This window comes from Bradyrhizobium australafricanum (assembly GCF_020329495.1).
Taxonomy (GTDB): domain Bacteria; phylum Pseudomonadota; class Alphaproteobacteria; order Rhizobiales; family Xanthobacteraceae; genus Bradyrhizobium; species Bradyrhizobium australafricanum.
In genome coordinates this window covers 1-10030 of the sequence record NZ_JAGKJL010000125.1, presented here as the reverse complement: position 1 = coordinate 10030, position 10030 = coordinate 1, and the positions used below count along the sequence as shown (strand labels likewise).

8 protein-coding genes and 1 pseudogene are annotated in these 10030 nt (G+C 59.0%); 2 read left to right on the top strand and 7 right to left on the bottom strand.

Annotated elements, in window-relative coordinates:
* Nucleotides 1-1110: 1110 nt before the first annotated feature.
* A complete protein-coding gene (locus J6525_RS45010; RefSeq protein ID WP_225649447.1) occupies nt 1111-1533 on the top strand; it encodes a hypothetical protein in 423 nt (140 codons plus the stop codon).
* A gap of 951 nt (nt 1534-2484) precedes the next feature.
* Here J6525_RS45010 and J6525_RS45005 read toward each other — a convergent pair.
* The 7 genes from J6525_RS45005 to J6525_RS44975 form a co-directional block, all read right to left on the bottom strand.
* Nucleotides 2485-3033 (bottom strand): cysteine hydrolase family protein, encoded by a 549-nt coding sequence (locus J6525_RS45005; protein ID WP_225649448.1) that lies wholly within the window; start codon nt 3031-3033, stop codon nt 2485-2487.
* A gap of 319 nt (nt 3034-3352) precedes the next feature.
* On the bottom strand, nt 3353-3916 hold the full coding sequence (locus J6525_RS45000) for a DUF8788 domain-containing protein (protein ID WP_225649446.1): 564 nt from the start codon (nt 3914-3916) through the stop codon (nt 3353-3355).
* Entirely contained in the window at nt 3916-4413 is a 498-nt protein-coding gene (locus J6525_RS44995) for a DUF8788 domain-containing protein (protein WP_225649445.1), read from the bottom strand. Before J6525_RS44995 ends, J6525_RS45000 begins: the two co-directional genes overlap by 1 nt.
* Entirely contained in the window at nt 4410-5210 is an 801-nt protein-coding gene (locus J6525_RS44990) for a hypothetical protein (RefSeq protein WP_225649444.1), read from the bottom strand. Before J6525_RS44990 ends, J6525_RS44995 begins: the two co-directional genes overlap by 4 nt.
* Nucleotides 5211-5222: 12 nt before the next feature.
* Complete coding sequence (locus J6525_RS44985) at nt 5223-5693, bottom strand: DUF8788 domain-containing protein (RefSeq protein WP_225649443.1); 471 nt, start codon at nt 5691-5693, stop codon at nt 5223-5225.
* A gap of 40 nt (nt 5694-5733) precedes the next feature.
* Nucleotides 5734-7266 carry a phenylacetate--CoA ligase family protein gene (locus tag J6525_RS44980; RefSeq protein WP_225649442.1) on the bottom strand — a complete coding sequence of 511 codons (1533 nt, stop codon included), beginning with the start codon at nt 7264-7266 and terminating at the stop codon, nt 5734-5736.
* A gap of 2 nt (nt 7267-7268) precedes the next feature.
* Nucleotides 7269-8834 (bottom strand): pyridoxal phosphate-dependent decarboxylase family protein, encoded by a 1566-nt coding sequence (locus tag J6525_RS44975; protein ID WP_225649441.1) that lies wholly within the window; start codon nt 8832-8834, stop codon nt 7269-7271.
* Between the two features lie 317 nt (nt 8835-9151).
* Between J6525_RS44975 and J6525_RS44970 the strand changes: the two are divergent.
* Nucleotides 9152-9328 (top strand): annotated as a pseudogene (locus J6525_RS44970) (ISL3 family transposase); the annotation flags it as partial.
* Nucleotides 9329-10030 lie beyond the last annotated feature (702 nt).

Sequence of the window (10030 nt, the reverse complement as noted above, 5' to 3'; positions counted from 1 at the left end):
ACCTCGACCATTAGGTCGGAATATCCATTGATCACCTTGGCTTAGTCACCGAAGTCATCGGCCGAGTTAACCATGCCGACCACTTTAACAACGCGTTTCACGCGATCGACGCTACCCAGCGCCGCTCGCTCCTTTGCCAGCGTGATCAAGCCTGCTTGCTTGGCAGCCTCATGGCCTTATTCGTCGATCAGATCCCGTCCGAGCTTACCCTTCGGCTCGCTCGAGACTGCCCGCCATGAACAGGAGATTGCCCACTTGAACCGCGTTGACGTAGCTGCCGACCGGCGCGGCCTCAGCCGGCAGCGTGATGTTCTTCTCTCTCAAACGCGCCTCTCGACGGATTTTCTTCCTGCGCACCCTCAAATGCGGAAGCTAAGATTACCAAACAAAAGGCGACAAACCCCGCAAATTCCTTCATCGAGCGCTCCCGCACTTACCATGAACGTACATCTCTAAAGTGGCCCAACGAGCAGTGATGCCGCAGTTTGCGTCTGTCTCAAGCGGCCCAACCCATCGTTCGTGCGCTCCTCGCAACCAAATCACCTGCATCATTGCAGAAGCAGACGCTCATACGAGCACGTATCCAGCAACGATGTTGAGAGCGATCAACAACGCGACTTCCACTAGGCTTGGTCTACCTCCTCGTAAAGAAATCCCAGTTGGTTCACCCACGTAGAAGGGACTGGCAGCTGCGCGTGCGCCGGAGGCGATACGATGGCAAAGAGCAGCAACCTCGTTCAGAAAAGTTCTGGTTTCTCGGACGGGATATCGATTTGGTCGGATTAAAGGAAACATACCAAGTGTGTCGTAGCCATATCCGTTTCGTGCTCATCGGCCGATGATGACTTTAGGCTCAAAACCGATTGGCGCATGCGATGTAGCCAAGTCGGTACGGCGTTTTCACTGACGATCGATAACTAGGGTGGTCATAGCGCGCCACCATCCGGTCAATTGCGATTATTGGTGGTGATTGTGTGCGACAATTGTAGGGATTTGAACCCGCAAGTTCTTGTAGTTGATCAGCGCAGCGTTCTCTGGGCCGAATCGCTCTCACAAACCACCTTATGTGGGTCGCAACGGTTGAACCGCGACAGGCAGGAGAGCCAAACTATGTCCCCATTAGAAGCAGTCGCCCGTTGGCTAGAAGCCCAGGACTTGGATATGCAACTGGAGGTCGCTGCATTCGCGACATTCGTGCTCTTCGGGGAGCGTGCCGTTCTCACGCTTGGTACGCCGAACCAGCTCGAAACTCTTCAACGATGGCTGACCGAGCCAAAGTTGGATTCGAGGGCCGCCGCAGGCCGTGCTCTGACCTTCCGAGTCGTCTTCGAGTACTTTGCCGAGGGGCGAATTGCAAACGACGGATGGAAACAAACCGAGGAGCTGCTGATCAAGGCTCTGAAGCAGGCTGAACGCGACGGAAGGTTTGCGGCTGCGCGCAAGGCGCAAAGGAAGCTACAACTATTGCCAGCTCGAAAGAGAACTGGTTTCGTGTTGCGAAATCTTGGAATGGCTTGGCTGGGACTTATTTAACACGCCAGGCTCTTATTGAAGCGCCGGCGAGATGCGACTTGAAAGGAATTTCAACCGGTGAATGTCCTCCCTTGGTGCCCACGTCGGCTGCTAAAACCGGCGCGCCAAGTGCATGAGCAGTTTCGTACGGCCCGCTTTGTGATACGCAGTGATCTCCCGCTCTACCGACGTCTGGTTCGCGCGCTACACATCGTAGAGGCCACAGAGCGGGCCGCCGCCTCAAGCGGTGGACCTTGTACGGCGTACTTCGGCCAAGCACATCAAGCGATCGAAGATTGACGGGACCGGCCTTTGCGCTGGCGTTCCGTTCGTGGTCACCGCTTCGTCTCCGATCCCGCCCCTGTACGACAGGCCTTGCGGGTTGTCTGTCCTCACGCACAACCGCCATCCACTAGCCACATGAGGCAGATATGCTGGCCACACTCGCGATGCGAGCGCTGCGGTTTTGAGCGGCGGCGGAAGTTATGCTCATGCGCGATGCTCCTCATGTGCAGCATCGAAAATGATCATAGTCAGTCTAAAGAACGTAAGCGGATGATTGCGTATGAGTTGTATGGTTGTCATCGCGAACTTGTCATGGTCTCCACGTTCGCGGATAGTTTCCCGGAGTGCGGCGAGCTTGTCGAGTCGGTAGACCGAAGAGCGGCTTGGAAAGCCGGTGTGAATTTGAGCCTGTCCATCGCAGCGCGCCTCCTCAGGCGATTGTGAGTGCTGGCCCTTCGAGATAAGGGAGGCAGCAAATCCAGCGAGACGTTCACACCTCCGTCAGGTCGCTCGAGGCCGAATCCGCACCTTCATCGAACGTGCAACCGAGATCCCAAGCCCTTCAAATGAGCTAAGTCCGCAGATCAGATTTAGCTTCTGTAAAAGGCTTCAGCCTGGAGGCCAGCAGACTTTATGCGGCGAACCTTAGGATTCACGTGACTAATGTTAGCCGAGGCCGCAACGGCATCAGGCTGCTAGATAGTCACTGGTCGTGGTGACCGTGCCGTAGGCCAAGCCAAGGGCCGCCATAAAGGCCGCATGAACCTGCACGGCAGGCACGATTATGCCACCGAATGGAAGATCACAGGTGGCGCAAGCGTCGTGCAAGATCGTGATCTTGTAGCCATAATCGGCGGCTGCCCGGCTGGTCGCATCGATGCACATGTGGCTCATTGCTCCGACGATCACGACCTCCTTAACGCCCCCGGCATCGAGCCGCTGCTTCAGATCGGTGTCGCGAAAGGCGTTGGGATAGTGCTTGACGACCAAGGCCTCACGTTCTAGTGGCTGGACAATGGGGTTGGTCTCTACCCCTCTGGTGTTCGGCGCGAAGATAGAGGGATGACTTTCCTGCATTTCGTGCTGAACGTGGATAACCGCGTCACCACGCGCGCGGGCGGTCTGAATCACCCTAGCTGCGTTGGCGGCCGCATGCACGATACCAACCAGGGGCAGCTTGCCATCTGGGAAGTATTCGTTTTGGATGTCGATAACGATGACGGCGCGCTGGCTCATAAGATTTCCCTCAGATTGTTGGACAAAGCAGTCGATCAGCAATGACCCGCGCAGGCTCGGGATCTGCGACGTGTAGGCCACCAGATATCGTTGCCCATATAATCCCCTTCACTTTTCCGACTGAGTCGGCTGGCTAACGGGCTCTTGGACGCGTTCGGAGCTGAATCGAACGATCATGCAATCGCCGGCTCAAGCGCCGTTCCATCTTCCTCTGATCGGTATTACCGATGGCTGCCCAGAAGCGCGCGACAGAGCAGCACGCGATTGGAATGCCCGCAATTGATTGGGTAGGTCTGTCCGCGTACAACTTCGCTGCTTCTTATCCATGCTGGCTCCCTGCATGGATGGCGCTCAGAGGAATGACCTGCAAGGCTGGTCCATCCAGGTTGAAATACGATTTGCGATTTCGATCGACCGTGTCGACCTCAAGTACGAGGCGATAGGGATAGAGCCCCGGCTCGATCTCCAGGTCGACAGAGCCCGCCCAGTAGTAGTAGGAGGGGGTCCACGGACTGCGGATCCTGTCCGGGCCGCCATAGATCTTAAGATCAGCACAAATTTTGCTGAGCTGTGGCGTGCCATCGGGCAGCACAAAAACGATGTTCACGATACGCGCGAACAGAGGCCAGCTACCGTCCGGACGCTTTTCCATGTCAGTACAATAAACCAGCCAGTTCAGGGCTTGGCCCTGGCGGCACACTGTCCGCAAGCTGTTCGTGCCTTTACCGGTACTCTCGCCGCCATTGTCCATTAGCCCAGTTTTCCCGCTGAGGCCGCCGGTCCGTAGGGTTCCTGCGACGTCGATGAGTGTGACGATGTTCAGCTGTGTGGATGCCAAGCTTGGGCTGCTGGGGGGCCGCTGCGACGCCGGACTGATAATCATCATGAACTCCTGGTTCGGGTGCCCGGGGAAGCGTTGAGAGCGGCCTCGACGAGGCGCGATGAACTCCTGGTTCGGGTGGCACCCGGGGAAGCGTTGAGGGCCGCATCGATGAGGCGCGCGTCGGCACCGTTATCGAGCGTCCGCATCCAGCTGCCAAGCTCCAACGTCAGCCCATACGGTAGGTCGCCGACCGGCTGCTTCACCGTACCAACCCAGTAGCTGACATCGGACTCGGGATAGGTTTCGCGTCGAACCTCGCAGATTTCCGGCTGCAGTTTGATCGCTCGTATCGCGGCATGATTTTCGCATTCGATCGGCAACAACGTCCAGATGATCTCGTCTCCGGGGGCCACGGCGGTCGCGAGCCCGTCGGTCGCCTGGTTGCGCGAGCCGCCTGGACGGTTGTCATCGATCATGTAGAGAGAGCCTGCGAGCGTATCTGCCTCCAATGCGGCGACGACATCCACCACCAGTAGAATGTTGATCGTTTTTGTCATATCGCGTCTCCCTCCACGCACGTATGTCCGGAGAGCGGTATGGGCAGCAGGCCGGGCACGAGGCCGCTGGTGAAGCCGTTGACGCTCGGCACGTTACTAACCTGAATACCGCACGACAGGGTGAAGAGCCGCGGTTCCCAAAGCATCTTGCCGTTCTCCTGAACGGGGCGATAGAGCGCCACCTCCATCGTATAGTCGTGGCGACCGACCTTGGCCGTATCGACGGTGGCGCTCCAGTACCAGCCATCCGTCAACGGATCGGGCGAACCGTAGAGGGCCGGATACAGAACACCGTCCTCCACCGCAGCCCCGCGGATACTCACGACAACTGGAGGCACGCTGGCCGCCGTAGCGGCATCATCAGGCTTCAGCACCTTGCCGGCCGCGTTCAGCACTGGCGCGTCATAGGTGCGAACTGCACCGCGGTCGCGAACCTGCAGGGGCTTCGGAGGGTCAGCCAGCATCTTGGAGATGTGCTCCTGACTCTTGGAGATGTACTCCTGAGTGCGGACGGATGGGCTCAGCAGTCGTCGTGCGGTGTTGGCAATGTTGAAGCGATGGGGATAGCTGCGTGGCAGCGTCGGTGGCAGCTGCGCGACACCGACGGTGATCCAGTTCAGGACAGCCTCCATGGCCTGCGAACCATCGGCATTATAGACGCCGGGAACATTCGTCACGCGGGCATGGGGCAGCTGGGCGAATGGGCCCGTATTGTCGATGACATAGGCGCTTCCATCGAGACTGCCCTCCGCCAGGGCCGTCTCGATATCGATAACGGTGACAATCGAGATCTGCATTTTATAGTCCTCCTATTGGAGCGGATTGTGCGGTCGCTCGACAGGCGGTGGCGAGGCGGGAGCCCGAAAGGCCCCTCCTAGCGGGGGAGGCAAGAGCACAAGAGAGGGGCCGGCGATGCTGATCGTGCGCCCACTCAGGCCACCCGTGACGAGCGTCATTCGGTAGGAATGGCGCGAGCCCGGAGCGCTCCAAGGAGGCACGTATCCCTGCCATTGCAGTGCCCAAGGGAGGAGGTGGCCCGTCGCCGGTGGCGCAGTGCCATCAAACGACACGCCGCTCAGCCAAGCCATGGTCTGGACGTCAAGCGGCGTTAGACTCCAGCGAACCAGTTGTCCTGGCCAGACCGAGCTGACCAGCTTGGCGGTGCCAAGGCTTTCTCCGCCAGAGACACCATCGTCAAACATGAAGACGTTGCCCTCGACCGCATTACCAAGCAGCAGGGCGATAACGTCGACGAAAACCCGGATATTGAGCGGCGTCATTATCTCTCTCCTGCTCGGCCGCGGTCCTAGTTTGCGAGTATCAAATGCGGTCTACAACGAGGGGCACCTTGCCAAATGCCGTGCGAACTAAATCCGCGTTCCTTGGATCTACAAGCCGAATGGCAAAGCTGTAGCCCGAACTCCGCAGGCTCGTCTCGTTCGCCTCCAGCGCGTCGAAGACGGACAGCGATCGGAGCAAGCCGGCGATGATCAAGGGCGAGGAGCCTTCCGGTCCCAGTCGCATGGCGACCTGCGTCGGAAGGGATGCTGCTTCCGGAGTGCCGATCACCAAGTGCAGCTGCCGCTTCGCGCGATCGATCTGGAACTGCGCGTCGGTAGCGACGCTATCGATGTCCAGAACCTGTCGCTGGCGGAATTCGGCGGTGATCGCCGCCAAGGCCTGCGGCGCCGAATACTGCGTGTCGCCAATATGCATGAAATCGCCGCTGCGGCCGACATACTCAAATTGCACGGCATTCAGGCCGGGCGACTGCAAGTCAGGGCGGCGGATGACTCGATCGCCTATTTTGTAGCGCAGCACGGGGGTCGCATTACCGAACAGGCGCGTGACTACCAGTTCACCTTCCTCGCCTATTTCCGTCCATTGCCCGTCCGGCCTGACCACTTCCACCAAGTGGAGACCAGGTACCGCAGTCAGGACGGGGCTTTCCGGATCTAGCTGCAGGCCGATGGTTTCCGCCTGGGTGGCGGCGAAGTAACTGAGTACGATCAGGCTTGGATAGGCCTGCCTGAGATCCGCCCGCACCTTGGGAGTGAGCACTCCACTGCCATAAAGAGCGATCCGGAAGCTGTCCCTCGCCTCGCCAGATAGCCCGTCCGCAAAACTCGCCAATAGCGCAATGCTTCGTGTAATCCCCATTATCGCCTTCGGCCCCGGATAGGACATCATCCGCTGGAAGACTTCCCGGCTCATCGGACCGGCGCCGATGTAGTTGACACTTGGGATCTTCTGGAGCACGCCACCCACCATGGTGCCGCTGCTCCACATCTGATAATCGGCTAATGTCGTGGCCACCCATTTGGCGCCGCTGCCAGTAAGGTAGCGCGCCATAATGTGTCGGCCCATGAAATCCCCTGCCCAGCGGTAGGTCTCCTGCAGCTCGTCGAGCCAATAGACGGTTTCTGAGGGCTTGCCGGAGCTGGTACCGCCGCTGGCCACGATTTCGAAGCCACAGCGGTCGATGGGCACGACCATGCCTGGCCGCGTTTCCGTGAACATTTGCTGAAAGGCTTCCTTATCGGTAAGCGGCAGCGCCTTGAACTGCTCGTAATTGTCCACCGGACCGGTCCCGACGGCACTATCGATGCGCCGACGCCAAAGCGGATTGATGCGGGCGATGGAGACGAGTTGCGATAGCCTGCGCTCGACGATGGCAGCCTGGATGTCATGAGACAATTCGTCAATCCGGCAGCCGATGACAGTCTGCGCGTGCAGGAGCGAAGCTAGAAAAGAAGGTAAAGCCAGCACGTCATCCACGGTGCACGGATGCAAGATCGTTTCCGGCAGTACGTGGTGAGCGCAGTCACGGGGTGAAAGGGCGAAGTGGCGCATAGTCATTCCTGAGGCTCAAACCGGAAAGGCCGGTTCTGCTCGCCGTGTGTAGCGTTGCTTGCAAGAATCTCGCGCGCATGGCGTCGGATCTCTCCCACCATGCCTGCGATGTCGGACAGGCCGATCCGATGATTCATGAGGACCATGCGGAGCATTGTCCGTCCATCCATATCGACCTTGGACAAGAGGTAACGCCCAGCCGCCCGCACGCGGTTGCGCAACTCCAGTTGCAGGCTCGATAACCGATTGCCGCACACGCCAAGCGGCTGATGGACGAAGCAGAGAATATTGGATTCCGGCCGATACGGGACGATGAAGTCCGGCTGATCGGCCAAGTATTGGTGGGCGGCCTCAGTCATCATTGTCAGGCGCTCCAACTTATCCGCGAAGGCGCGGGGACCATACAGCGACCAAGCCAGCCAAAGGTTCAGAATCGCGGGGCGCTTCGTACATTCGAAGTTCTTCACGCCGCTCTGCACGGCCGTCATTTCATCTTCGAACGGGTCAAATACGTAGCTGTCCTTCTGGGGAAACGCGGTCTCCGCCAAACCCTTCTCGCGGTAGAACAGCAATGTGCAAAGGGCCGGGACGAACAGAGCCTTATGGGCGTCCAGGCAAAAAGAATCGGCAAGCTCCAGTCCCGCAAGGCGAGGCCGCAGCCGGTCGGAAACCAGAAAAGCGCCGTTGTGAGCCGCATCGACATGCAGCCAAGCGCCGCGCCGCTTCGCCAACGCCGCAAGGTCAGGCAACGGATCATTAGCACCGATCGCGGTCGTTCCTGCCGAGGCGATCAGGCAGAAAATGTCCAGCCCCTGGGTCGCCGCCTCGTCCAAAGTCGCTGCCGCCCGTTCCGGGCAGATCTGCCGACGGTCGTTCAGAGGCAGGCGTATCACTTGATTTTGGCCGATACCAATGATGCCGGCAATGCGGGAGACGGAGAAATGGGCGTCCTGGCCAATGGCAATGGCAGGCCGGGTTGATCGGCCGGCCGCAAGTCCGCCGTTCCAGCTTCCCGAAAGGTAACGGTTGCGGGCGACGAGCGCAGCGGTCATGTTCGCAAGCGAGGCCCCGGACGTCGTCACCATTTCGAAACTACCCGGTGCCCACCCAATGAAACGGCCGAACACCTCTTCGATAAGCCGGTCGGCAACGTTGGCGAGCTGCCCCGCCTCGTAATAGGAAGCTGGCTGCGGTGCCATGGCGGCAACCATTTCGAAGACGGCGGTGACCGGCATCACCGAACTGAACTGCCGTCCCATATATCCGCGGGAGTTCACCTTGATGCCGGTTTCCAGGTAAAGCTCGACGATGTCGGCGAAGCGGCGTACATCGAAGCGCCCCAAATCAGCCGCCGTCATGAGGTTGCGGGCACTGGCCATCAGATCTACTGGTCTTTGAAGACGCAAGCCTTCGACGTCGTCACGTGACAGCACGTCAGCAAGCCGTTCGATAGCCCAATGAGCGGCTGCGGTGAAATCTCGAACGTTAAATGATGATTCTATTTCGGAGGCGAATGTCTGGAGCCGACACGGCGAACCTCCATCAAACACGTTCTGTTTGTCCATCATCGTCGCACGCTCAACGCTATTATTCACCGCCGCCGGATGCACGCTCCATGGCGGTAGGCATTCTTCGCCTATTGTCGTGTTGTTTGAACGACGGAAAGGTGGGACGGGCAGCCACTCGGAAACCTCGGTCAGGAGAAAGTGTGGGCACCGTGTCGTTGCACACAGTGCGGCAAATGCTATCCAAAAGCAGTGGCCACCCATCTATATTAGGTCGCGGCTATCATGAGCCTCTATGGGGCGCAGCTCTAGCTATCGGAACTGGTGGGTCGAGGGCATGCATGTTCGATGGCTCTGAAATTTGTAGGACCATCACTAGCCGGCGCCGGCTCGGCCGCATCATGCCGGATCGTAAAGAGACTGCCCAAGCGTGGCTATCTGCTTGTTCCCCGATCGCGATTGTCGCCCGCGATCGTGGTGGCGGAGATGGCGAAGCCACGGCAACGGCGCCGCCGCACGCGGCACAGGTCGTTGATCGTTGGCATCTGATGGAGAACGGCCAGTGCCGGACGCTTGGCAGCGATCGCATGTAGATGTGGCGTGATCGCGGATGCTCATGTCGACAAGGCGCTCAAGGAGCTTCGGCGGACCATGTCGCCCGAAGAAGCAAAAGCAAGGTAGATCCCGATGGGGAGCAATTTCACAGAGATGTAGGCCGTGAAGCGGTCGACAACGCTCTTGCAGGCAATCCCCGACTGGTTCGAAGAGGCGTGCTCGCGGCGCACCGTTCAAAGTTGAAAAGGCGGCGCTACGTAATCGTTGGTCTTGGTCCGACCGAGACAAGTGTGCGCATCCTCTTGGACGGCAACATGCGTCCAATGACGCTCCAAGTCTGCCGTTTGGTGGTGGAGCAATACTCATTGCTCTATGGCAAGATGATTTCGCAAGCGCCTTCCATTCTTGCTGATTCCGCTCGATGTCGCCCACGATTCCGGAATGATCTCGCCCACCGTTCCGATTTGATGTCGCCCGCCATTCCGAGATGATCTCGCCCACCATTCCGGGATGATGTCGCCCGGGGTATCGCAAGGGCGAACCCGGGGTGACGAGGCCTCTTCTGGCTCCGATACGGTCCCGCCTTTCGGCTTTGCGAAGGGGGACCTGGATGCCAACGGAGAGGTTTGCGATGCGCCATGTGCGCGATGTGATCAGATTGAAGTCGGCCGGGATGCCGACCCGCGAGATTGCGCGGCGGGTGG

Bases quoted from the DNA above. Each gene is read 5' to 3' on its own strand.
- J6525_RS45005 (WP_225649448.1), bottom strand. From the start codon at position 3,033: ATGAGCCAGCGCGCCGTCATCGTTATCGACATCCAAAACGAATACTTC.
- J6525_RS45010 (WP_225649447.1), top strand. From the start codon at position 1,111: ATGTCCCCATTAGAAGCAGTCGCCCGTTGGCTAGAAGCCCAGGACTTG.
- J6525_RS44985 (WP_225649443.1), bottom strand. From the start codon at position 5,693: ATGACGCCGCTCAATATCCGGGTTTTCGTCGACGTTATCGCCCTGCTG.
- J6525_RS44990 (WP_225649444.1), bottom strand. From the start codon at position 5,210: ATGCAGATCTCGATTGTCACCGTTATCGATATCGAGACGGCCCTGGCG.
- J6525_RS44980 (WP_225649442.1), bottom strand. From the start codon at position 7,266: ATGCGCCACTTCGCCCTTTCACCCCGTGACTGCGCTCACCACGTACTG.
- J6525_RS45000 (WP_225649446.1), bottom strand. From the start codon at position 3,916: ATGATTATCAGTCCGGCGTCGCAGCGGCCCCCCAGCAGCCCAAGCTTG.
- J6525_RS44975 (WP_225649441.1), bottom strand. From the start codon at position 8,834: ATGATGGACAAACAGAACGTGTTTGATGGAGGTTCGCCGTGTCGGCTC.
- J6525_RS44995 (WP_225649445.1), bottom strand. From the start codon at position 4,413: ATGACAAAAACGATCAACATTCTACTGGTGGTGGATGTCGTCGCCGCA.